This is a genomic window from Pseudoalteromonas sp. ECSMB14103, assembly GCF_000813065.1.
GTDB lineage: Bacteria > Pseudomonadota > Gammaproteobacteria > Enterobacterales > Alteromonadaceae > Pseudoalteromonas > Pseudoalteromonas marina.
In genome coordinates, this window is the sequence record NZ_JWGY01000001.1 from 599021 (window position 1) to 621892 (window position 22872).

23 protein-coding genes are annotated in these 22872 nt (G+C 39.9%); 16 read left to right on the plus strand and 7 right to left on the minus strand.

Features of this window, described 5'->3' with window-relative positions:
* Positions 1-465: 465 nt before the first annotated feature.
* The 3 genes from RF53_RS02705 to RF53_RS02715 form a co-directional block, all read right to left on the minus strand.
* The gene (locus tag RF53_RS02705; RefSeq protein ID WP_039036556.1) at positions 466-1398 is read right to left on the minus strand and encodes an exopolyphosphatase; all 933 of its coding nucleotides are present in this window, start codon (positions 1396-1398) and stop codon (positions 466-468) included.
* 145 nt (positions 1399-1543) lie between these two features.
* Positions 1544-2992 (minus strand): dihydrolipoyl dehydrogenase, encoded by a 1449-nt coding sequence (locus RF53_RS02710; protein WP_039036557.1) that lies wholly within the window; start codon positions 2990-2992, stop codon positions 1544-1546.
* Positions 2993-3044: 52 nt separating this feature from the next.
* A complete protein-coding gene (locus RF53_RS02715) occupies positions 3045-3773 on the minus strand; it encodes a glutathione peroxidase (RefSeq protein WP_006792689.1) in 729 nt (242 codons plus the stop codon).
* A gap of 111 nt (positions 3774-3884) precedes the next feature.
* Between RF53_RS02715 and RF53_RS02720 the strand changes: the two genes are divergently transcribed.
* On the plus strand, positions 3885-4784 hold the full coding sequence (locus RF53_RS02720) for a LysR substrate-binding domain-containing protein (protein WP_039036558.1): 900 nt from the start codon (positions 3885-3887) through the stop codon (positions 4782-4784).
* On the opposite strand, the gene RF53_RS02725 is transcribed toward RF53_RS02720, so the two are convergent.
* A complete protein-coding gene (locus RF53_RS02725) occupies positions 4781-5974 on the minus strand; it encodes a flagellar assembly protein FlgT (RefSeq protein ID WP_039036559.1) in 1194 nt (397 codons plus the stop codon). The genes RF53_RS02720 and RF53_RS02725 overlap by 4 nt on opposite strands.
* Positions 5975-6113: 139 nt before the next feature.
* Here RF53_RS02725 and RF53_RS02730 point away from each other — a divergent pair, with 139 nt between their 5' ends.
* Complete coding sequence (locus tag RF53_RS02730; RefSeq protein ID WP_033019180.1) at positions 6114-6572, plus strand: LPP20 family lipoprotein; 459 nt, start codon at positions 6114-6116, stop codon at positions 6570-6572.
* A 246-nt stretch (positions 6573-6818) separates the two neighbouring features.
* On the opposite strand, the gene flgN is transcribed toward RF53_RS02730, so the two are convergent.
* The 3 genes from flgN to flgA form a co-directional block, all read right to left on the minus strand.
* On the minus strand, positions 6819-7250 hold the full coding sequence (gene flgN / locus RF53_RS02735) for a flagellar protein FlgN (RefSeq protein WP_039036799.1): 432 nt from the start codon (positions 7248-7250) through the stop codon (positions 6819-6821).
* A complete protein-coding gene (flgM, locus tag RF53_RS02740; protein WP_006792694.1) occupies positions 7243-7563 on the minus strand; it encodes a flagellar biosynthesis anti-sigma factor FlgM in 321 nt (106 codons plus the stop codon). The genes flgN and flgM overlap by 8 nt, the downstream gene beginning before the upstream one ends.
* A 75-nt stretch (positions 7564-7638) precedes the next feature.
* Positions 7639-8346, minus strand: coding sequence for a flagellar basal body P-ring formation chaperone FlgA (flgA, locus tag RF53_RS02745; RefSeq protein WP_039036560.1), 708 nt, complete (start codon positions 8344-8346; stop codon positions 7639-7641).
* A 142-nt stretch (positions 8347-8488) separates the two neighbouring features.
* Between flgA and RF53_RS02750 the strand changes: the two genes are divergently transcribed.
* From RF53_RS02750 to RF53_RS02815, 14 genes are all read left to right on the plus strand, one after another.
* A complete protein-coding gene (locus tag RF53_RS02750; RefSeq protein WP_006792696.1) occupies positions 8489-9421 on the plus strand; it encodes a chemotaxis protein CheV in 933 nt (310 codons plus the stop codon).
* A gap of 20 nt (positions 9422-9441) precedes the next feature.
* A complete protein-coding gene (locus RF53_RS02755; protein ID WP_006792697.1) occupies positions 9442-10272 on the plus strand; it encodes a CheR family methyltransferase in 831 nt (276 codons plus the stop codon).
* A 141-nt stretch (positions 10273-10413) separates the two neighbouring features.
* Positions 10414-10821 (plus strand): flagellar basal body rod protein FlgB, encoded by a 408-nt coding sequence (gene flgB / locus RF53_RS02760; RefSeq protein WP_006792698.1) that lies wholly within the window; start codon positions 10414-10416, stop codon positions 10819-10821.
* A gap of 5 nt (positions 10822-10826) precedes the next feature.
* Entirely contained in the window at positions 10827-11258 is a 432-nt protein-coding gene (flgC, locus tag RF53_RS02765) for a flagellar basal body rod protein FlgC (RefSeq protein WP_006792699.1), read from the plus strand.
* 13 nt (positions 11259-11271) lie between these two features.
* Positions 11272-11952 carry a flagellar hook assembly protein FlgD gene (locus tag RF53_RS02770; RefSeq protein WP_039036561.1) on the plus strand — a complete coding sequence of 227 codons (681 nt, stop codon included), beginning with the start codon at positions 11272-11274 and terminating at the stop codon, positions 11950-11952.
* Positions 11953-12011: 59 nt separating this feature from the next.
* Positions 12012-13373 (plus strand): flagellar hook protein FlgE, encoded by a 1362-nt coding sequence (gene flgE / locus RF53_RS02775; protein ID WP_039036562.1) that lies wholly within the window; start codon positions 12012-12014, stop codon positions 13371-13373.
* Positions 13374-13529: 156 nt separating this feature from the next.
* Entirely contained in the window at positions 13530-14273 is a 744-nt protein-coding gene (locus RF53_RS02780) for a flagellar basal body rod protein FlgF (RefSeq protein ID WP_039036563.1), read from the plus strand.
* A gap of 20 nt (positions 14274-14293) precedes the next feature.
* On the plus strand, positions 14294-15082 hold the full coding sequence (gene flgG, locus RF53_RS02785; RefSeq protein ID WP_006792703.1) for a flagellar basal-body rod protein FlgG: 789 nt from the start codon (positions 14294-14296) through the stop codon (positions 15080-15082).
* A gap of 15 nt (positions 15083-15097) precedes the next feature.
* A complete protein-coding gene (flgH, locus tag RF53_RS02790; RefSeq protein WP_006792704.1) occupies positions 15098-15781 on the plus strand; it encodes a flagellar basal body L-ring protein FlgH in 684 nt (227 codons plus the stop codon).
* Positions 15782-15793: 12 nt separating this feature from the next.
* Positions 15794-16888 (plus strand): flagellar basal body P-ring protein FlgI, encoded by a 1095-nt coding sequence (locus RF53_RS02795; RefSeq protein ID WP_006792705.1) that lies wholly within the window; start codon positions 15794-15796, stop codon positions 16886-16888.
* A gap of 134 nt (positions 16889-17022) precedes the next feature.
* A complete protein-coding gene (gene flgJ / locus RF53_RS02800) occupies positions 17023-18018 on the plus strand; it encodes a flagellar assembly peptidoglycan hydrolase FlgJ (protein WP_010555887.1) in 996 nt (331 codons plus the stop codon).
* Positions 18019-20022: a flagellar hook-associated protein FlgK gene (flgK, locus tag RF53_RS02805; protein ID WP_039036564.1), complete on the plus strand. Its 2004-nt coding sequence runs from the start codon at positions 18019-18021 to the stop codon at positions 20020-20022.
* A 2-nt stretch (positions 20023-20024) separates the two neighbouring features.
* Positions 20025-21257 (plus strand): flagellar hook-associated protein FlgL, encoded by a 1233-nt coding sequence (gene flgL, locus RF53_RS02810; RefSeq protein ID WP_039036565.1) that lies wholly within the window; start codon positions 20025-20027, stop codon positions 21255-21257.
* A gap of 334 nt (positions 21258-21591) precedes the next feature.
* Positions 21592-22557, plus strand: a complete 966-nt coding sequence (locus RF53_RS02815) for a flagellin N-terminal helical domain-containing protein (protein WP_039036566.1) — start codon at positions 21592-21594, stop codon at positions 22555-22557.
* Positions 22558-22872: the final 315 nt, after the last annotated feature.

Here is a 22872-nt window from a genome sequence, read left to right on the forward strand (position 1 = left end):
AATTAATGGTCCTCAACTTTACTTATATGTGTATCTAGAGTCTATAACTCAAACCAAAAGTCAGCTATTCGTTTAAAAGAATTACTTAGTACAGTTATTTACAGAACTCCAAGTAAGACCCTTTTTGCCATTCTGGCAAGTGGTCAGCTAAAGGAGATTTTTGGCTTTGTCTTAGTATTTGATATGAGCTGAAGCTTAGTTTAGTGCTTTAGCTATTTGAAATGTTGAATTTAACTGCAATTTTATTTAAAGAAGAGCCGAGGGTCAAATCTTGACTTCAGACATCATAAATTTTGACTGACAGTTTCTCTCAAACCTGCCCTTAAAAACCTAAGATATTAATAACTATTGAGTTGAAGCGTTAGCAAAACAGTTTTTTATAGCTAAAAATTTATAACTACACATAAAAAAGCGAGTAAATGAAAATTTACTCGCTTTTTTATTTTGATATTTAATCGTTAGTAATTAACCATCATTAGTAATTTTATCGATCAGCTCAGTGAGTACTCTGTCAGCTTGGCTGGTCTCTACTTGGCAGGTGCCTGCATTTAAATGGCCGCCGCCGCCGTATTTTAGGCATAGCTCACCTACGTTTGTGTTTGAGCTACGGTTAGTAATTGACTTACCAATTGCATACACTACGTTTTGCTTTTTAAGCCCCCACATTTTATGAATTGAAATATTGCAGTCGGGGTACATGGCGTAAATTACAAAACGGTTGGTGGCGTAAATGGTTTCTTCTTGAGTTAGATCTAATACCACTAGGTTTTTATGCACTGTTGCACACTGTGTTATTTGTGCTTTTGCTTTTTCGTTGTGCTCATTATAAAGCGCAACTCGCTCTGCGACATCTTCCATTTGCAAAATGTCGTCGATGCTTTGATCTTTACATGCATCAATGAGCTTCATCATTAACTGGTAGTTTGATATTTTGAATTCGCGAAAGCGGCCTAGGCCTGTGCGGGCATCCATTATAAAGTTCATTAACACCCAGTCGGTTGGATTGAGTATTTCATCTTTAGAAAACTGAGCTGCGTCGCCTTTATCTACAGCGTCCATCATATCTACTGAAATATTAGGAAATTTTTCGGCGCCGCCGTAGTAGTCGTAAACGACTCGCGCAGCTGAAGGCGCTTTAGGGTCAATTATGTGATTTTTAATGTCGCTTGCGTTTCGAACGGTTTCACTTAAGTGGTGGTCAAATGCTATGTGACAACCCGCTACGTAGGGAAGGTTAGTGGTAATATCGTTAGCGGTGATGTCTATTTTTCCATCTTGCATGTCTTTTGGGTGTACAAACAAAATGTCATCAATTAGATCTAAATCTTTTAGTAGTACAGCACATACAAGGCCATCAAAATCGCTACGAGTGACTAGTCTAAATTTATTATTGGGCATAGCTATTCCATATTTTTAATTAAGTTACGTATTAAGTGTAACAGCTAAACTATTTTTTGAGATACCAGTGCTTAAAAATTATATAAATAAAAAAGCCAAAACAGACGTTTTGGCTTTTTGATAGCAAGTGTTTATTTTTTGTAAGTTATGCGCCTGGGCCACATTCCATACAGTGGTTAATGATATCTGGGCCAAACTTAAGCTTGGCGTTTAAGTCGCGCAGTGCGGTGCGTAAGCCTTCTTCAATAACCGGGTGGTAATACGGCATATTAAGCATTTGTGGTACGGTCATTTTATTTTGTACTGCCCATGCAAGCAGATGCGCTATGTGCTCGGCTTGTGGGCCAATAAATTCGGCGCCTAAAAATAAGCCGGTGCCTTGTTCTGCGTATACACGCATATGGCCCTTATTTTTAAGCATTACGCGGCTTCTGCCTTGGTTTTCAAAGCTGACTTCGCCCACTTCAAAACAGCCACATGAGCCTAAACGGTCTGTTATTTGGGTAAAGCTTTCACCTACCATGGCAATTTGTGGGTCGCTGAATACAGCGGCAATTTTGGCCCTGCGTAGGCCAATGCGTACATCTGGGAAACGCCCTGCATTTTGCCCTGCGATGGTTCCCTGATCAGACGCTTCATGAAGTAGCGGGATCATGTTGCTTGCATCGCCGGCTATAAATATGTTTGATTCGCCACATTGCATTGTGTGCGGATCGGCATGCGGTACGCCGCGTTCGTCAAGTTCTATACCTGTGTTTTCGAGGCCTAGCTTGTCTACATTAGGAACTCGGCCTGTTGCGGCTAGTACATAGTCAAACTGTTCGGTGTGTTTTTCACCTTGTTTGTCGGTGTAAGTAAGCTGCGCTTTGTCGCCTACTTGCATCATGTCTGATACGTTTGAGTCGGTATCAACAAAAAACTCTTTTGCAAAAACTGTATTTGCATAGTCTTTTACTACGGGGTCGGTGAGTGGACCAATTGCACCACCTACACCAAATAATTTTACATTAACACCTAAACGGCTAAGTGCTTGACCTATTTCAAGGCCAATTACGCCCGGGCCAAATACGGCAACAGATTCTGGTAAGTCATCCCACTCAAATACGTCGTCGTTAATGATTAATTTGTCACCAAAATTATTAAATACGCCAGGGTAAGAAGGGCGAGAGCCTGTAGCAATGACAAACCGCTTGGCTGTAATAATGGTGTGGTCATCTATTTGTACGCGGTTTGCATCTAAAAATTTAGCGTAACCTTTAATTTTGTCTTCGTCTGGTAGTTCATCAACGGCTTCTACTACAAAACCAGCAAAACGATCGCGTTCACTTTTAACGCGTGCCATAACTGCTTTGCCGTCTATTACCGGCTTTGAGCTATGCACACCAAATGCAGGTGCCATTTCTATAGCGTGCGCAGCTTCTGCAGCAGCTATTAATAATTTGCTTGGCATACACCCTACGCGTGCGCAGGTTGTACCATAAGGACCTGATTCGATCATAAGTACGTTAGGGGTAAACTGTTTAGCGTTTCGGTATGCACTTAAGCCTGCTGTACCTGCGCCTATAACTACTACGTCGGTTTGCAATTGTTTCATTGTATTTTCCTTTAATAAATAGGGGCACTTGGCCCCCATTTAAATTTACTTATTAGGCAAAGTATTTTTCTAGGTCGTCTGAACCACCAATGTGATTACCACCAATAAATACTTGTGGAACGGTGTCGCGGCCAGAGATTGCTTTTAGGCTTGTTAATGATGCACCTGCACCCATAACAATTTCCTCATAGGCAAAGCCTTTTTCTGTAAGTAGTTCTTTTGCTTTTTTACAGAATGGACAACCGGGCTTAGTGAAAACGCTTACTGGCTCAGGTTTAGCTTGTTTAGGGTTGATGTAATCAAGCATTGTGTCTGCATCAGACACTTCAAACGGGTCGCCTGGTAGGTCTGGTTCGATGAACATTTTTTCAATTACGCCATCTTTTACTAGCATAGAGTATCTCCAGCTGCGCTTACCAAAGCCTAAATCGTTTTTGTCTACTAACATGCCCATGCCGTCTGTAAACTCGCCGTTGCCGTCTGGTAGTAAAGTAATGTTTTGCGCTTCTTGGTGTTCAGCCCATGCATTCATTACAAATGTATCGTTAACTGACAAACATACAATTTCATCTACGCCATTTTGCTTAAACACACCAGCTAGCTCGTTGTAGCGAGGAAGGTGAGTAGATGAACATGTTGGGGTGAATGCACCCGGTAGTGAAAATACAGCAACGGTTCTGCCTTTAAAAATCTCGTCTGTTGTTACCGATTTCCATTCGTCGTTTTGACGTGTTGCAAATGTAACGTTTGGGATTGTTTGACCTTCAATATTCTTTAACATGGTTTAGTTCCTCTTGATTTGTTAAAGCCATTATGGCGAAAATTTAAATATAGTTCTAATCGTTTGTTTGTATTAAACTGATAGTCAAAAGCTATCAGGGTGGAGCTGAACATGAACTTAAAAGACTTTGAATACGTTAAAGCCATAGCACAACATAAACATTTTCGTAAAGCAGCCGATGCGTGCTTTGTTAGCCAACCTACACTGAGTGGGCAGGTTAAAAAACTTGAACAAACATTAGGTGTTACTTTATTTGACCGCTCAACCAAACAAGTAACCCTAACAGCTAAAGGTGTACGTTTATTAGCGCAAATAGAGGTTATTTTAGAGCAAACTCAAATACTCAAAGAGCTGGCTTCTACCTCTAATGAACCATTACAAGGTAAGATAACAATTGGTATTATTCCAACTATTGCGCCGTATTTATTGCCAACTTTGTTAACCTCAATGAAAGAAGCATTTGTAGATAGCCAATTTGCATTTATTGAAATGCAAACAGCCACCATATTAGATGCGCTTAACAATGGTGAGCTTGATTTTGCAATTTTGGCCGATGTAGCTGAGCTTAATCATTACCACACTATTCCACTTTATAAAGAAGACTTTTTAGTCGCTGTTTCAAAAGATAACGCGCTGGCTAAGCATAAAAAAGTCGCGCTTAGCGATCTTCAGGGTTGCAGCCTATTAATGTTAAGTGATGGCCATTGCTTTAAAGATCAAGCCCAAAAGTTTTGTTTTTCAGCAGGTGTTGATGTGTCTAATCAATATAAAGGCAATAGTTTAGAAACATTACTTGCGCTGGTGGCAATGGATGATGGCGTTACTTTTGTGCCAAAGTTAGCTTGCACACAGCGCACGGGTATTGATTATATGCCTATATTTCCCAATCAGCAGCGTAATGTCGTGTTTGCATGCAGAAAGCATTATCCGCATTTGGCAGGGGTTGAGCAGTTGGGTGAGTGGTTGTCGGCTCACCCTAATTTAAAAACACAGCTTGCTAAAGCGTTTTAAAGATCTTGGCTTATTACTTCAACTACATCGTTGATTTGTACGCCGGGTAAGGGCTGGTCGTCAATGCTTACTGCAACCGCAGTTTGTTGATATAACTGCTCTACACGTATTTTGTTAAGTGTTGTAGTGGTGTGAGGCATTACATTACCAGCTGCATCAGTTAGGTAGTTATGGTGTGCAATACTCAGCATTTGCCCCTTTTTTAAGCCATGTGCTTTACCTAAATTAATTACTATTTTGCTGTTTTCCATATGCATTATTTTACCTTGCGTTGGAAAGCAGGCTAATACAGCTTGTAAGTCATAACTTAGGGTTTGATTTATATCTTGTATACTTTGACCGTAGGGTGATTGCCAAAATCTATCACTGTTTACATCAATGATGGCGGTTTTTTCGAATGGCCAAGTGCCTTGGCCCTGATAACTATTGCTCCAAAGCTGCTCATAGGTTGTGCCATTAAAAAGGCTAAACTCTATTTTGTAGTTGCGTTGGTAGCTATCGTCTTGCCAAAAAGCATAATCGCTATTGAGTTTATCGCTTGTTGATAGGTCTGTAATTTGGCTTAGTAACACGTACTGAGCGTTGGTGCGAGATGATATTTCTTCTAGCTGAACTTTCGAGTAGTCGTACTGCTGCGAAAAGTAATTATCTACATTTAAAGGCATATTGTAATAAGCAACGGGTAGGGCGCTCATTTTTGATTTTTGTAAGGTGGTGAATATTCGTTTGCTAATTGCTTTATTTACGTCAAATATTTGACCCATTCTAGCTTGCTCTCGATGAGCTAGCTGACTTTGTGTTACGGCAACAAACTTGTTAAAGCTGCTTTGCGGGCATTGCTCTGTTTGCGCAAATATATCTAAACGCAGGGTAATGGCAAATTTATCGTCGTATTTATTTTCACTTACAAGTTCAATTTTTTGAATTTCGCCGTGGCTACTAATTTTTAACTGATCTTGCATTAATACGCCGTCTACCAAGGTTTGTACTGAGCTGACACGCGCCCCAGAAAAAACCAACGCTTGAGTTATGGCATCTTTTATAGCTGCTGATTTGGCCGCGCTTATGTCGTCGTTTTGAATAAGTGCGTGCCCTGTAGATTCATACCACTGCGCATTTGAAAAAGTCGAAAACGTAAATAACGCAGTTGCGCTTAATCCTGCAAATGCCTTTAATAAAAACGATTTCATACTTTTTGCTCCAAATAAACGTTAGCTTTATCTTGAGGCAGCAAGGAATGTACCAATGTTATTAATCAATGAAAATAACGTTATAAATGGCATTAAACATGCATATACCACCGTAATTAATTTACTAGGGCACAAAGTTATGCGAGCAATTTCATTAGTTATTACACTTGGGTGTTTAACCTTGAGTGGGTGCAGCAGCGTGTTTGATAAGCATGTTGAGTACAAATATGTTGAGCCTAATAATTACCCGGTATTAAAAGCGGTAGGTTATGCCCCTATTAGTTTACAAAAAGGGGCAAGCGCTTCACAAAAGCAGCTTATGGCTATTAAAGCCTCTAAACTTGAAGCATACAGAGAGCTTACAGAGCAAGTATATGGGCAAAAGGTAACTGCGGGTATGAGCGTTGAAAACGCCGTCGCTAAGGATGATTATCTAGAAAGCAAAGTGCAGGGCGTTATTAAAGGTGCACAAATTATAAAAACGTATGCAGTAGACGACACATACGTCACTGAGCTTGAACTCAATATGAAGCGCGTGCATGATTTATATATTGGCGAAATAAAACCACGTGAAGTAAAAAAAGTAACGTATTACTGATAAATTGACGTTCGCAATAAATTTTACAGCTGTACGTTTAGTATTTAGGCAAGTTAGAGTTTTAAGTATACAGCAGTTTAAATATTACAATGCGCCAACTAAACACTCCCACATGAGTACAATAAACCTCAGTCAAAAAGGTTGACGCAGCTTGGCTCAATTTTTGGGTTTTCAAGTTTGAGATACCGGTAACTAGCAGGTTTAAATATTATAAAAAGTATATAATTTGACTGAAGCGTTTTGAATTTATGCTTTTAAATTTCTGACAAGCTGACCGTTGGTGTTAACTTCACCGCCAGACTGATTATATGTGGTGGACGATGGGGCACCAATTAAAATGTTTTTTAGTTGTTTTACACTAAGCTGCGCCTGATGTGCTGCATGCGCGTTTACTTCGTTTTGTTTTTGGCATTTCTCTAACTTACTGCGAACTTGGGCTATAAGCTCGGGAAGCTCTTCAGACTGCTCGTCATTCTTATCAAGTAACTTGTTCAGCTCTTGGTCTAGGCTATTTAATTTGGTTAAAAAAGTCATTTTTTGTTGGGTAATTTCTTTTAAACCTTCACCTCTTCTTGAGGCAATAGCTGTTAGCTCGTCGTTTAATAAAACAGCGAGAGAATCTAAACACTTATCTTGCTCGTTTAGCTTAACAATAATTAAGCTATTATGATCAGCCATAGACATCAAACTCGAAGTCAGCTAAATTTTTGGCAAGCTTTTCACTGTCTATTTGGTACTTGCCTTCAGTGATTGCTTTTTTTAGCTCAGCAACTTTATTACTGTCAAAACCAGAAGATTGCTGTGCTTTTTCTTGCAGTGTTTTTAATTGCTGTGCTTGTGGTGTTAAGCTTACAGAATCGCTAGCAGCTTTAGGCGTAGCCGATTGAGCCGCTTGTGTATTTGCATTATCTCTTTGCAAATCAACCTTTTGTTGTTTAGCATTAGCTAAAGCGCTTGGTTGTTGATTACCTGAATTGACTTGATTAACCATAATAAAAATCCATAATTTACCCAACTAATACCAGTATATCGGCATATCTTTAGTAAACTTTAATATTATTTTCAATTAAATATTTACTTGTACAGACTCTACACCATCTACACGCGCATTTAAAACTTTACCTGTTTTTTTGTTCTCTACAAGTATTTGTTCGCCCAGAGTGCCATCTTCAAGCGCAACACCGGTCGTTTTTATCTGTAAGCCTTTTGTGCTTGCATAAATATTAATAGCATCACCTTTGCATACCATACATATTTGATTGAGCAATATTGGCATACCTTCGCGAATGTTGCGTTTACTTCGACTGCCAATAAGTGCTTTAGGATCGTCTTGATATTGCACTCTTACAAAGTGTGTCGGTTTCATTTCAACGGTTAGGTGAGCGCTGGTTATTACTTCACCGCGCGCAATATTATCAGTTGTTACAACAACAGGTGCCATTTTTAGCACCTTTATATGTACGTATTGTGCCCAGCTTTGTGGATCGTCGCATTTTACTTGTATTGTAATTTGTCTGTTAAACGGTGGTTCACTTGATGAAATAATATCAGGTGTCGTTGAACAAGCACGATCAGGTATACGGCTGTCTAATGGCAATGCACTGAGGTGTATTTGCTCACTATCGTGTTCGCCAATTTGCTCAGCAATGTATTTTACAGCCATTTCTTGTAGTGATGCTTTACTAAATACTTGTGCAGATACAGGGAATGCCATTCCTAGGCTAGTAACAAAATAAAAAACACTGTATCTTTTGATTTTTTTTAACAAACTCATAATGTTTCGACTATGCTTATGGTTTCAAACAGGGTATAAATATTTTGCGTCAAAATTAAGACGCTCCCACGATGTTGTGTAGCTTTGTATATGTAGGAAGCAATTATCGTTCCGTATTATTTGTTTTCTAAAGGAGATTTTAATGGCAGGCATTTTAGACTCAGTAAACCAGCGTACTCAGTTGGTTGGCCAGAACCGCCTAGAATTACTATTATTTAAACTCAGAGGGCGCCAGCGTTTTGGGATCAATGTATTTAAGGTAAGAGAAGTCCTTCAATGTCCTCCGCTTACTAGTATGCCAAAATCGAATTCTTATATTCGTGGTGTAGCTCATATTCGTGGACAAACTATTTCTGTCATAGATTTATCTATGGCGGTAGGTGGACGTCCAATCGATAACATCAAAGACAGCTTTATCATAATTGCTGAATATAATCGCTCAGTGCAAGGTTTTTTGGTCGGTGGTGTTGAACGTATAGTTAATATGAACTGGGAAAAAATAATGCCACCACCTTCTGGTGCCGGACGTTATTCATATTTAACCGCCGTTACTGAAATAGAAAACGAGCTAGTAGAAATTTTAGATGTTGAAAAAATATTAAATGAAATTTGCCCTGTTAACACAGAAGTAAGTTCTGAAGTTGCTGAAAGTGGTGACATTCAAAAAGATTTAGGTGAACGAATTGTATTTATAGCTGATGACAGTGCGGTTGCGCGAAATCAGGTAAAACGAGCACTTGAGCCGCTGGGTGTACAAACTGAGTTGGCTAAAAATGGCAAAGAAGCACTCGTAAGATTAAAAGAAATTGCGAAGCTTGATTGTCAAACAGATATTACAGAACGTGTTGCTTTGCTTATATCTGATGTTGAAATGCCTGAAATGGATGGCTATACACTAACTGCAGAAATAAAAGCAGACCCTAAACTTGCCCCTTTGCATGTCATTTTGCATACATCACTGAGTGGTGTATTTAACCAAGCAATGATTGAAAAGGTTGGGGCTGACGATTTTATTGCCAAATTTAACCCTGATGAATTAGCCACGGCGGTTAAAAAGTGGGTTCATTGTGAATAATCAAAACAGGTGCTACTAATTTGAATAATAAAGACTTGCAGCAAAATGAATACGATCAGTTCCGTTCGTTTTTAGAACAGCAATGCGGTATTGTTCTTGGTGAAAACAAGCAATACTTGGTAAAAAGTAGACTTGCGCCCCTTATGGCTCGTTTTGATGTAGGGTCGTTATCTGAACTTGTTAGCAAAACACTCGGGCCGCATGAGAGGCAATTGCGCGCGGCTGTTGTTGATGCGATGACTACAAACGAGACCTTGTGGTTCAGAGACCAATACCCCTTTGAGCTACTTCAAAACAGATTGTTTCCTGAGTTTAAAGATTTGAGGCGGCCTGTAAAAATTTGGTCTGCAGCTAGTTCGTCTGGTCAAGAGCCTTATTCTATTGCTATGTCGGTTGCTGAGTTTCAATCTAAGCAGCCTAACGTTTTAAAAATGGGTGCTCAGATCATTGGTACTGATATTTCTAACACTATGCTAGACATGTGTAAAAATGGCGAGTATGACGCGTTAGCCTTGGCGCGCGGGTTGTCTGCAGAACGTCGAAAAAAGTTTTTTACAGACAGCGGCAATGGTATGGCAAAAGTTAACGACACTTTGAAAAGACAAGTGAGCTTTAGGCATTTAAATTTACTAGATTCGTATGCATTAATGGGTAAATTCGATATTATTTTTTGCCGCAATGTACTTATTTACTTCTCTCCAGAGGTAAAAGCAAAAATTATTAAACAATTTGCACAAGCGCTTAATCCTAAAGGTTATTTATTTTTAGGGGCTTCGGAGTCAATGGCCGGGTTGAGTGACGAATTTGATATGGTTAGATGCAACCCTGGCATTATTTACCAAAAGAAATAAACCTTTTTTCTTTCCTTCAAAACGACACATTATGTGTCGTTTTTCATTTTAAATCATTCGATTACAAAAAATATAATCACTCAATTATAAATGGCTTATTTATTGCTTTATTCAAGTTAAGTCAATTTTTTGGAGATGGTTATGGCTATCAGTTTTGATAAAGCTTTAGGTGTGCATCAGCATACTATGTTGATCCGTTCACAACGAGCAGAAGTGCTAGCAAGTAATATTGCTAATGCTGATACGCCGGGCTACAAAGCAAAAGATATTAACTTTGCCTCAGCATTAAAAGCGGCAAAATCACACCAGCAAAGCGGCAATACAATGGTAACTACTAATGAAAAACACATTGGTGGTGGTACCCGTAGTGTGGGTGGTGATGAATTATTTCGTACGCCAAATCAAACAGATACAGGTGATGGTAACTCAGTGGATGTACAGGTGGAACGGAACTTGTATACACAGAATGCTATGGAGTATCAGGCTAGCTTACAATTTTTAAGCGGCAAATTTAAAGGCCTGAATAAAGCCCTCGGTAGTCAAGGATAATAATTATGAGTTTATATAACGTTTTTGATATTGCTGGTTCTGGTATGAGCGCACAGAATGTTCGTTTGAATACCACTGCGAGTAATATTTCGAATGCTAATACAATTAGCTCTTCTCAAGACAAAACGTACCGAGCGCGACAACCTGTATTTGCTGCAGAGCTTACCAAAGCTTCTGAGTCGGTAAGTAATAATCAGGGCTCTTCTGTTGGTGTTAAAGTGCTGGGCATTGTTGAAAGCAGTGCACCACTGCAGATTGAATACAACCCTAATCACCCGAGTGCGGATGAAAATGGTTATATCTACAAACCCAACGTTAATGTTGTAGAGGAGATGGCGAACATGATTTCTGCCTCTCGCTCTTATGAAACAAACGTGCAAGTTGCTGATGCAGCTAAGCAAATGTTAAGTAAAACTCTGCTGCTAGGTCAGCGTTAACCGAGGGTAGGTTATGAGTAACGATATTAGTACATCTTCATCCTATTTAGATTCTTTGCGTTGGCAGGATACAACACCAACGACAACCGAAGAGCAAAGCGATGCGTTAACTCAAGAAGATTTCTTCTCGTTGTTAACTCAGCAATTATCGTTTCAGGATCCGAGTAAACCTGCTGATAACGATCAAATGATTGCACAAATGACCAATTTCACGATGGCTGAAGGTATCTCAAATCTCAATAGTAATTTTGAGTCGCTAGCAGCTTCGATGACATCTAACTCTGCTTTGCAGGCATCAACATTGGTTGGTAAGCAAGCATTACTTGAGTCGGATTCCTTAGATTTAAATGCAACGGGTGAAGCGAAAGGTTCAGTCGTTGCAGAAAGCCCAGTAGATAGCTTAACGCTTCGTATTACTGATGGGTCAGGTCAATTAGTTCGCAGTATTGATTTAGGTTCACAGTCTGCTGGTGCAATACGCTTTGCTTGGGATGGTAAAAACGAAGCCGGTGAGCGGTTGCCTGAGGGTGAATACAATATTGTAGCTGAAGGCAGTACAAATGGTGAGTTTTCAAGCTTACCCATTGCTACGTTCAAGAATATTGAAAGTGTAAATATAAACGGTGCCAATGGCATCATTATTAACACTAAAGAAGGTGCGGTTAGGCTGACTGATGTCGCAGAGATCGCGTAATAGAGTTTGATAATATTTCGCCTGTTTGCAGGCTGTATTTAATAGGTTAGAGGTCAATTATGAGCTTCAATATTGCATTAACAGGCATAGCTGCCGCACAAAAAGATTTAGACGTTACCGCAAATAATATTGCGAACGTTAATACAACCGGCTTTAAAGAGTCTCGCGCTGAGTTTGCAGATGTATATGCTTCTTCAGTGTTTAGTTCAGGTAGAACTAAAAATGGTGACGGTGTTCAAACCACTATGGTTGCTCAGCAATTTCACCAAGGTTCGCTGCAATTTACTAATAACTCACTTGATTTAGCGATTACAGGCGAGGGTTATTTTGCAATGAGCCAAGACTTGGGCGCGCAAGACTTTACATATACGCGAGCTGGGGCTTTTAAATTAGATAAAGATAACTTTATCGTAGATGCCAAAGGTAACTTCTTACAAGGTTTCCCTGTTGATGAAGCTACCGGAGATACTACCTCAGTCAGTTTGAGTACTTCGTCGGCACTTCAAATCCCTGATTCGTCTGGGTCACCTCGTGCAACGGCAACGGTATACAGTTCATTTAACTTAGATTCACGTGCAGATGCGCCTTCGCTGCCATTTGATCCAACAGAAAGTGCTTCGTATAATTCATCAACTTCAACCACTGTTTACGATTCACTGGGTGAGGCACATGTTTTACAATACTTTTTTGTAAAAAATGATCCGACGACAAACCCTAATGAGTGGGATATACATGCAACGCTCGATGGTTTAGTTGTTGATCCAGCAACGGGCGCTGAGCAAACTACTGCGCCATATACACCTTTAACTACCCTAGGTTTTAGCTCAAGCGGTTTACCTGAAACAACAAATGGGGTTGCTAATGCAAACCCAAGCAGTTTCGATGAGTTAGTTTTACCTGCGGGTGCTGGGACTGGTTTATCTTCGTTACTGACCAACGGCGCGTCATTTCCTGATACGGGCGTGGAGCTTAATTGGCGAGATGAGGCTGCAACTACAAATAAGCAGCCTACTCAGTACGCAAGTCGATTTGAAGTTAAAGCGCTAGACCAAGATGGCGCTACGGTTGGTCGTTTAGCGGGTATTGATATTGGTACCGACGGAAAAATAGTGGCTTCATACAGTAATGGCGACACATCTTTCTTAGGTCAGGTAGCGATGGTTCGTTTTTCTAATTCACAGGGCTTATCTCAAGTTGGTGATACCTCGTGGAAAAAAAGCTTAACGTCAGGTGAGCCAATTGCGGGTGAACCTGGTTCAGGTACATTAGGTTCAATAAATTCATCAGCACTAGAGCAATCTAATGTGAACTTAACGAATGAGTTGGTTGACCTAATTAGTGCTCAGCGTAACTTCCAGGCTAACTCTCGTGCGCTTGAGGTTAACTCAACACTGCAACAGGCAATTTTACAGATTCGTTAATTTAATACTTAACACCATTTTAAGGGCTGCTTTTTAAAGTGGCCCTTTTTACTTTTACTTCATTTAGTTTGTTTTATAACCATTTCACATCGTTTCCTATTGTGGCATCTATTTTGCATTTCCTGTGTATAGAGATTTTTGAAACGAGTCGATGCTATGGACAAAATGGTCTACATTGCGGCCTCAGGCGCTAAACAAAGCCTACAGGGGCTAGCCCTCAAAGCCAATAATTTGGCGAATGCGAATACTACTGGATTTAAGTCAGACTTTGCACAAGCTCGCTCTATGCAGGCTTTTGGTGAAGGGTTGCCATCACGTGTGTTTTCTATGCAAGAGCGCCCAGGTTCTAATATGACCTCTGGTGGCATAGTTGAAACAGGTAGAGACCTCGACATTGCAATGAGTGATAACGCATGGTTAAGCGTCCAAGATGCCTCAGGCAATGAAGCTTACACCAAGGTGGGTACATTAAATATTACCGCTGAAGGTATGTTAATGACCAGCCATGGTCGTCAAGTAATTGGCGAAGGCGGGCCTGTCATTTTACCAGTACCGATTGAAAAAATTGAATTTAGTGAAGACGGCGCAATTCAAGTTCGCCCGCAGGGGGCGCCTGCTACGTTTTTAGAAGAAGTTGACCGCTTAAAGGTGGTTGAAGCTAATAGCTTTCAACTAGAAAAAGGGAATGATGGTTTATTTAGGCCTAAGGCAGGAGAGCTTGTTGATACTTCTGCCAATGTCAAAGTATTAAGCGGAACCTTAGAAATGTCTAATGTGAACCCAGTTCACGAAATGGTCGATATGATCAGCCATCAACGTCAATTTGAGTTACAAGTAAAACTGATGAAAACAGCTGAAGATCTGGATAGATCACAAGATCAGCTGATGCGCATAGTTTAACTTTAAATGAGGACACGATTATGAATCCAGCATTGTGGATCAGTAAAACGGGGCTAGACGCTCAGCAAACCGATATTTCGGTTATATCAAACAATTTAGCGAATGCCAGTACGGTAGGTTATAAAAAAAGCCGCGCTATTTTTGAAGATTTACTTTATCAAAATATTAACCAGCCAGGTGGGCGATCGTCGCAAGACACTGAAATGCCCTCTGGTTTAATGTTAGGTGCTGGTGCAAAAGTAGTGGCTAACCAAAAAAACTTTTCTCAGGGTAATATGCTAACCACTGAAAATTCATTGGATTGGATGATCTCAGGGCCTGGCTTTTTTGAAGTATTACAACCCGATGGCAATATTGCTTATTCGCGTAATGGGCAGTTTACTACCGATGGCGATGGCCGAATTGTAACGTCTGGTTCTGGTTATGTAGTGCAACCAGAAATGAATGTTCCCGATGATGCTCAATCAATTACTATTTCACAAGATGGTGAGGTATCTGTTCGTATTTCAGGTCAAGCTGATAATGTTGTGATTGGCCAGCTTACAATTAGTGATTTTATTAATCCATCGGGTCTTGAGCCTGTAGGGCAAAACCTTTATACCGAAACGGCAGTAAGTGGCGCGCCGGTTCAAGGTAACCCGGGTGTTGAAGGCTTAGGCACAATTATTCAGGGCTCACTTGAAACATCAAACGTAAATGTAACTGAAGAGTTGGTTAACCTGATTGAAACGCAGCGTATTTACGAAATGAACTCAAAAGTCATCTCGGCTGTTGACGAGATGATGAGTTACATCAATCAGCAATTATAAGGTATAGGGGGAGTTATGCGTCATTATATGTTATTTGCGGTAGGTACATTATTTTTAAGTGGCTGTGTTTCAACACAAAATAGTGATGTTGTTCAAGATGACCCCTATTATGCGCCAATGTATCCTGAACCAAGTATGGAACCCGTAGTTGCAACGGGTTCATTATTTAATACTAATGTGTCAAACGACTTATACGCAGATAGAAAAGCACTGCGTACTGGCGACATTATTACTGTAAATTTACAAGAGTCTACTCAAGCAACTAAAGCAGCTAAAACCGAAACCGATAAGCAATCTGATGCAAGCCTAGACCCAGTCATAGGACTTGGTGGCCTCCCTGTGAATATAGGTGGCGATAGTATTCAGTTTGGTATTGGTAGTGACGCCTCTTTTACGGGGGATTCTAAATCAAATCAATCAAACAGCTTGTTTGGCAATATTTCGGTTAATGTTATGCGTGTTTTACCTAATGGTAACTTAGTTATTCGTGGCGAAAAGTGGTTAACATTAAACACTGGCGAAGAATTTATTCGTTTGGAAGGTTTAGTACGCCCGCAAGATGTGAGTTCTGATAATACGGTTGAGTCAAACCGAATAGCCAATGCGCGTATTCAGTACTCTGGCAAAGGGCAAACACAAGAAGCTCAAAGTGCAGGTTGGTTAACACGCTTTTTCAGCAGCTCGATTTTTCCTTTTTAGAGGGCATTCATTATGAATGTATTAAAATTAATTTGTTTAATCACGCTAATAGGTTGCCAATTTTCGGCACATGCTGAGCGTATTAAAGATATTTCTATGGTCGAAGGGGTTAGATCGAACCAGTTGGTAGGTTATGGCTTAGTAGTAGGTTTGCCTGGCACGGGTGAGCAGAGCCGCTTCACTCAGCAAAGTTTTAAAGGCATGTTAAGCAATTTTGGTATTTCGCTACCTGCAAATTTAAGCCCTAAAATTAAAAACGTTGCTGCCGTTGCTGTACATGCTGAATTACCCGCATTTAGAAAGCCAGGACAAACAATTGATATAACCGTTTCATCTATTGGTAGTGCGGGTAGTTTGCGCGGTGGCACGTTATTACAAACGTTTTTAAAAGGGGCTGATGGCAATGTATATGCCGTAGCTCAAGGTAGCTTGATAGTGGGGGGCTTAGGTGCCCAAGGCGCTGACGGCAGTCGGGTTGTTATTAATACCCCAACAGTTGGCCGTATTCCAAATGGCGCAACAGTAGAGCGTGAAGTTAAAAGTCCGTTTATGCAAGGCGATTTTATTACGTTTAACTTAAACCGCCCTGATTTTACAACGGCAAAGCGCCTTGAAAAAACAATTAACGATTTAGTCGGGCCTAATAGTGCAAAAGCAATTGATTCTGTGTCTGTTCGTGTGATTGCCCCTAGAGATGCTTCTCAACGTGTGTCTTATTTATCAACGCTTGAAAATCTTGAATTTAAACCTGCAGATATGTCTGCAAAAATTATCGTTAACTCGCGTACAGGCACCATTGTGATTGGTAAAAATGTTAAGTTACAGCCTGCAGCAATAACACATGGCGGGTTAACTGTAACCATTTCAGAGCAACAAAATGTGGCTCAACCTAATGCATTAGCTGAGGGCGAAACCGTTGTAACGCAGCAATCAATTATAGATGTAAATGAAGACGACTCGCGTGCGTTTGTGTTTAACCCGGGTGTTAGTTTAGACGATTTAGTTCGTGCTATAAATGAGGTCGGCGCAGCGCCTGGCGATTTAATGGCTATTTTAGAGGCCCTTAAAGAAGCCGGAGCAATAAACGGCCAACTTGTTGTTATTTAATATTTATTAAGCTTTAGCAAAGCCTTTGCTAAAAACTTTGCTAAAGCTTCCCGTTTACTCCCTCATTCATATTTCCAATCTGGCTTAATTTTTGCATTTTAATTTGTATTATTCATTATTGTGTCAAAAAGCTGATGGAAACTAATCATCTAGACAAACAAAACTTTTTTGATTTAGGCAATTTAGATTCACTTCGTAAAGAAGCCTTAAGCGGTGGTGATGCATCGACCGATGCATCTAAAGCCGCTCTTAAAAAAGCAGCTGCGCAATTTGAAGCTATTTTTACCCAAATGCTACTTAAAAGTATGCGTAAAGCTAACGAAGCGTTTGAAGATAAAGAAAGTCCACTTAACTCAAGTAGCGTTAAGTTTTTTGAAGACATGCATGATCAACAGTTATCTACTGAGCTTTCATCAAATGGGTCTTTAGGCCTTGCTGATTTAATTGTTCAGCAGTTATCGCCAGACGGCAAAACTTTTATGCCGGGTTCTGTTTTGAGAACCACCAATGACTTTTTAAGTGATATGCGTGCGGGCTCTTCGCTTCCTCATACCCAAAATGAAGAAAAAGCTGCTGTTAATGTTCAAAACGATAAAACCGATTCTAAAGTGCCTGAAGCTCCTTCAGCGCCATTCGAAAGTACTGAAGAATTTGTAACTACAGTATGGGAACACGCTAAAACAGCAGCACAAAAAATTGGCTTAAACCCTGCTGTTATGGTTGCACAAGCCGCACTTGAAACAGGTTGGGGTAAGCACATTATTAATAAAAGCGACGGTAACAGTTCAAATAACTTATTCAATATCAAATCAGATAAAAGCTGGGATGGCGAAAAAGCGAGTAAAGTAACCCTAGAGTTTGAACAAGGAACGCCTGTTAAAAAACAAGCAAGCTTTAGAGCTTATGACTCAATAAAAGAGAGCGTAAACGACTTTGTTGATTTTTTAACCCAAAACCCACGCTACCAAGAAGCATTACAAAATACAGCTAAGCCAAGCGAGTTTTTAGATTCATTACAAAAAGCCGGCTATGCAACGGATCCTAATTACGCTAGTAAAATAAAAAAAGTGCTTAACAGTGCTCAATTAAAAGATGTTGCAGCCAGTGTTATTCGCCAAGGAGTAAAGTAAATGTCGTTTAACTTATTAAACATTGCCAGTTCTGGGGTTAGAGCAAATTCGGAACTACTGCAAACGACAAGTAAAAATATAGCGAATGTAAATACCGAAGGCTATGTGCGAGAGCGCACAGAGCATACAACTATGGTCGATAACCAGGTAGGAAAAGGAGAAACCTATCGCTTGTTAAACCAGTTTGCCCAAGAGCAACTCAACAGAGACACTTCTAATAAAACGTTTTTTGATCAATTTGTTACAGAGTCAAACCGCGTTGATAGTTTGTTTTCAGAAGATTCTAATAGTTTATCTACTAGTATAAATTCATTGTTTAATAATGTTCAGGAGTCGTTAAATCAGCCTTCGTCTACCGTTGCTCGCTCGCTGGTAATGACGGATGCTGAAAACTTAGTGAATCAAATGGACAGACTCTCAGGCATTGTTTTCGATCAGAAAAATATTGTAAATGAACAGCTAGACGTATTTACAGAAGAGGCAAATGGCTTAATTCAAAAAATTGGTACATTAAATCAAGATATTGCTGCTGTTAACGGCACTAATAACCAGGCTGATGCAAGTTCTACTTATAATGAACGCGATAAGGCAATCCGTGATTTATCAGAACTTATTGATATAGAAACACTGGATGGCCCAAATGGTGAAAAACTTGTATTTATGGGCACCGGTGAAGCGGTTGTAATGCAAAATGGCTCGTTTAATTTGTTTTCTATGCGTGGCGATCCTGATCCAAACTTTAAAGAACTTAGGTTAGATGTAAATGGGGGCAAGGCAGTGCCGCTTGAAGTTGATGTATCTAAATTAAAGGGAAAAATTGGTGGATTACTGGCATTTAGAGACGATGTGCTAGTCCCTGCTCAAAATCAAATTGGCCAAATGGGCTTAGCAATAGCCGATTCTTTTAATGAACAAAACAAGCTGGGTATGGACGCTAACGGAGAGCTAGGGGGTAATATTTTTAATATTCCTACGGTTGGTGGCTATGCTTATACCGCTAATACGGGTAGTTCAAGTATGACTGCAACCCTTGAAGCTGGTAAGGGCAGTGAATTGCCTGCAAGTGACTTTATAATTACTTATACCAGTGCTTCAACGGTTGAAATTCAGCCAGTAGATAATAAAGGTGAGCCGCTAGGCACAGCATCGACAGCAAATATAACCGCTGGCGTCATTGATTCATCAACAATTACTAGTGGCGAATCGTTTGGTTTAGAAATTAATGTTGCTGGCGCTGCTAATGCAGGTGATCAGTTTCAAATAAAGCTTAACTCTGAGTCGGCGGCAAATATGTCTTTAGCAACCACTCGTGGTGAAGATTTAGCGCTTGCAGCACCAATAAGAACAGCAAACGACATTAACAACATAGGAAATGCCACCATTACGGTTGGTGAGGTAAATGATGTTACTACTGGTAGCTTTACAACGTCACCGGCAGGTCTTACAAATGGCCCTATTAGTGTTGTTAAAACCGCTAATCTAAATGAATACACAATAAGTGATGGTGTAAATACCAGTACTTTTACAGCAACTTTGCCAGCAAAAGACATGTTACAACAGGCAGGTAATGGCTTTGAACTATATGGTTTTGACTTTGATATTGAAGGCAGCCCTGAAACTGGCGATACATTCACACTTGAGTTTAACCAAGGTGGCTTTGATGATAACCGTAATGGTCAAAAGTTAGCGGGGTTACAGCAAGGTGAATTAGTGCGTCAAAATGTTGTTAGCGGTACAAATTCAGACAACCACAAAACATTTAACCAAGCTTATGCAGGATTGGTAAGCGATATAGGTGTGGTAACTAACCAAGCAAAAACGAATGGGGAAGCATTTGAAGCGCTTGCTCAGCAATCTGAAGCCTGGTATGAATCGCTTTCTGGCGTAAACCTTGATGAAGAGGCTGCCAATTTATTACGTTTTCAACAGTCTTATGCGGCTTCTGCACAGGTACTTGCAACTGCTCGTACTGTTTTTGACACTATATTAAGTGCTGCGAGGTAATTATGCGCTTATCAAACAATTTGATGTACCAAAGTAGTTTAAATTCAATTTTGAACAATCAACAAAATGTTAGTAAGGCTCAAGAGCAAGTTAATACTCAAAAGCGTGTGTTAACGGCATCGGATGATCCTGCAGCGGCTTCCCGCGCACTTCAATATACCGATCGAATACAGAGTAATGAGCAGTACAGTAAAAATATAACCATGCTTAATAGCCGCTTGAATATAGAAGAAGGTGCACTTGAAAACATAAAAGGCGCATTAGAGAGAGCGCATACTTTAACCATTCAGTCAGGTAACGGTGCATATAGCGCTGCTGACAGAGAAGGGCTTGCCGAAGAAATTAAAGCGCTTCAAAGTACAGTACTTGATTTAATGAACTCTAAAACGGAAGACGGGAAATATATTTTTTCTGGTTATCAGGATAATACACAGACTTACTCGCTCGATTCATCCACCGGCTTATATGTGTATGGTGGCGACCAAGGTCAGCATATGATTAAGATAGCTGAAGGGGTTGATATTAAATCAAGTGATAATGGGTTTGATGCCTTTGAAAAAGTGGATGCGCGTTTAGATGTTGTTTCTAACGATGGAGTTGTATCAGGCGGTATTACAAGTTCTAAGGTGTATGTAACGGAACAAGGTCAATTTGATACGTTCCATAAACAGAACTATAACCCAGATCCGGCGGCTGCCGCAGGTGCTAATACACTAAACGTGATCACAACGGCGGGATCACCTAATACTTATCAAATAGAGCAAGCAGGGACAATACTAGCAACCGGTAACATCAACGACTCTGTTATTAAGTTTGCAGGTATGGAGATAAGTGTTACGCCAGTTGCGACAGGCCAAATTGATATTACGCTTGAAGCGCCTAAAAAAGAAAATGTGCTTAACTCTATGAGTGAGCTAATAGCTGGCCTGACTAACCCTGCGTTAACAGAAGAAGAATATGAGCAAGTCATTGCTGACTCGCTTGTTCAAATTACGAATGCAAAAAATAATGTGTCTCTAACCCAAGCTGGACTGGGTGGACGAATCAATACAGCAGAAAAAGTACTGCAATCAAATACAGATTTAGATATTAATAACAAATCAGCACGATCTGACTTGGTTGATATAGATATAACAGAAGCAATAACTGAGTTAACCAAACAAGAAACAGCACTTCAGGCATCACAGGCAACCTTTGGCCGTTTAGCAAACCTTTCGTTGTTTGATTACTTATAATTAAACTCAGAGTAAGGCAATACTTTGCCTTACTCTGTAAAACTCTTCGCTTTGAATAAATACTTCTTTTAAATAAATTACTTACCTCACCAATAAAAGCACTTTAAAAACATTTACAATGATGTTTTTATTTAGCGATGACTTTAAATTGTTTTTATTTTAATTAATTAAATTCAATAAGTTAGAAAATAAATTTGATTTTTTTAAAAAAAAGCTAAAGGATTTTTTTTCTAGACCGATAACTTAATTAACCAAGCACAGCGTTGAAATTACAACCACTGCTTAATCTAGTAAGTTTGAGAGTAAATGATAAGTTTACTTTAGGAGAGACATCATGGCTTTATATGTAAATACAAATGTTAGCGCGTTAAATGCGCAGAGACAATTAAACAATTCAGGTAATGCACTTGATACATCATTCCAACGTTTATCATCTGGTATGCGTATCAATAGCGCAAAAGATGATGCGGCTGGTCTACAAATTTCTGACCGTCTTACATCACAAGTAAATGGTCTAAATCAAGGTAACCGTAACGCGAATGACGGTATCTCTCTGGCTCAAACAGCTGAGGGTGCACTTGATGAAGTAACATCAATGTTCCAGCGTGTTCGTACTCTTGCACAGCAAGCTACTAACGGTTCAAATACAGATGAGGATCGTCTAGCAATTCAAGAAGAAATTCGTTCTTTATCAGCTGAAGTTAACCGTGTGGCTGAAGATACCACATTTGGCGGACGAAACTTATTAGATGGAACTTACTCAGCTAACTTTCAAGTTGGTGCGGATGCTGTTCAAACAATCGGCTTCAGTATGCAAACTGTAGGTGCTACTACTAATACTATAACTGCGGATGGAGGTTTTACTCTATCGGGTATTGCAAGTGTTGCATCAGCAGTGTCAGGTAAAGCATTATCAGCTAACTTAGTGGGTGTGAGTGAGGCTGGTGGTACCGCTGCAGCAACTACATATAATTTTGCAGCTCAATTTACCGAAACAGGTATTAGTGTTTCTTCTCAAGGTAATGCGCAAGCGGTTTTAGCAGGTATGGATGCAATGATCGCAGTAGTTGATAAAAAACGTGCTGAATTAGGTGCTGTTCAAAATCGTTTTCAATCAACAATTCGTAACCAGTCAAATATAGCTGAAAACCTATCTGCGGCACGTTCACGTATTCAAGATACCGATTTCGCATCAGAGACTGCAAATTTAACTAAGATGCAGATTTTACAACAAGCAAGTCAAACAATTTTGGGACAAGCTAACCAGCGTCCACAGGCTGCACTTAGCCTACTAGGTTAATAAAGCTTTACAATTAGATTAGTCAATTTATTGGCGAAGAAGAAATGAAAGCGCCTTTGCTTAATGGGGTATTAACAAAGGCGCTATAGGATTTTGCCAGCGGAGGCCTTAATCCAAGTTGTTCTAACATTTGTAGAACATATATGTATTAGCACAAACTATGCCATTATTTTGTGTTAGTCACCCACTCTCAAACTTATCAAATCATAAGGCCCTTAGCGGGCCTTATTTCTCAATTATACTACTACTACCTTTAACTGCCCAATTTTAAATCAAAACACACCGTATAACGGATTTCCAGTCTTTAATAGTCTT

What these genes read in the sequence shown, in the direction of transcription:
- RF53_RS02705 (WP_039036556.1), bottom strand. Translation starts at nt 1,398, where the DNA reads ATGCCCAATAATAAATTTAGACTAGTCACTCGTAGCGATTTTGATGGC.
- RF53_RS02710 (WP_039036557.1), bottom strand. Translation starts at nt 2,992, where the DNA reads ATGAAACAATTGCAAACCGACGTAGTAGTTATAGGCGCAGGTACAGCA.
- RF53_RS02715 (WP_006792689.1), bottom strand. Translation starts at nt 3,773, where the DNA reads ATGTTAAAGAATATTGAAGGTCAAACAATCCCAAACGTTACATTTGCA.
- RF53_RS02720 (WP_039036558.1), top strand. Translation starts at nt 3,885, where the DNA reads ATGAACTTAAAAGACTTTGAATACGTTAAAGCCATAGCACAACATAAA.
- RF53_RS02725 (WP_039036559.1), bottom strand. Translation starts at nt 5,974, where the DNA reads ATGAAATCGTTTTTATTAAAGGCATTTGCAGGATTAAGCGCAACTGCG.
- RF53_RS02730 (WP_033019180.1), top strand. Translation starts at nt 6,114, where the DNA reads ATGCGAGCAATTTCATTAGTTATTACACTTGGGTGTTTAACCTTGAGT.
- flgN (WP_039036799.1), bottom strand. Translation starts at nt 7,250, where the DNA reads ATGGCTGATCATAATAGCTTAATTATTGTTAAGCTAAACGAGCAAGAT.
- flgM (WP_006792694.1), bottom strand. Translation starts at nt 7,563, where the DNA reads ATGGTTAATCAAGTCAATTCAGGTAATCAACAACCAAGCGCTTTAGCT.
- flgA (WP_039036560.1), bottom strand. Translation starts at nt 8,346, where the DNA reads ATGAGTTTGTTAAAAAAAATCAAAAGATACAGTGTTTTTTATTTTGTT.
- RF53_RS02750 (WP_006792696.1), top strand. Translation starts at nt 8,489, where the DNA reads ATGGCAGGCATTTTAGACTCAGTAAACCAGCGTACTCAGTTGGTTGGC.
- flgB (WP_006792698.1), top strand. Translation starts at nt 10,414, where the DNA reads ATGGCTATCAGTTTTGATAAAGCTTTAGGTGTGCATCAGCATACTATG.
- flgC (WP_006792699.1), top strand. Translation starts at nt 10,827, where the DNA reads ATGAGTTTATATAACGTTTTTGATATTGCTGGTTCTGGTATGAGCGCA.
- RF53_RS02770 (WP_039036561.1), top strand. Translation starts at nt 11,272, where the DNA reads ATGAGTAACGATATTAGTACATCTTCATCCTATTTAGATTCTTTGCGT.
- flgE (WP_039036562.1), top strand. Translation starts at nt 12,012, where the DNA reads ATGAGCTTCAATATTGCATTAACAGGCATAGCTGCCGCACAAAAAGAT.
- RF53_RS02780 (WP_039036563.1), top strand. Translation starts at nt 13,530, where the DNA reads ATGGACAAAATGGTCTACATTGCGGCCTCAGGCGCTAAACAAAGCCTA.
- flgG (WP_006792703.1), top strand. Translation starts at nt 14,294, where the DNA reads ATGAATCCAGCATTGTGGATCAGTAAAACGGGGCTAGACGCTCAGCAA.
- flgH (WP_006792704.1), top strand. Translation starts at nt 15,098, where the DNA reads ATGCGTCATTATATGTTATTTGCGGTAGGTACATTATTTTTAAGTGGC.
- RF53_RS02795 (WP_006792705.1), top strand. Translation starts at nt 15,794, where the DNA reads ATGAATGTATTAAAATTAATTTGTTTAATCACGCTAATAGGTTGCCAA.
- flgJ (WP_010555887.1), top strand. Translation starts at nt 17,023, where the DNA reads ATGGAAACTAATCATCTAGACAAACAAAACTTTTTTGATTTAGGCAAT.
- flgK (WP_039036564.1), top strand. Translation starts at nt 18,019, where the DNA reads ATGTCGTTTAACTTATTAAACATTGCCAGTTCTGGGGTTAGAGCAAAT.
- flgL (WP_039036565.1), top strand. Translation starts at nt 20,025, where the DNA reads ATGCGCTTATCAAACAATTTGATGTACCAAAGTAGTTTAAATTCAATT.
- RF53_RS02815 (WP_039036566.1), top strand. Translation starts at nt 21,592, where the DNA reads ATGGCTTTATATGTAAATACAAATGTTAGCGCGTTAAATGCGCAGAGA.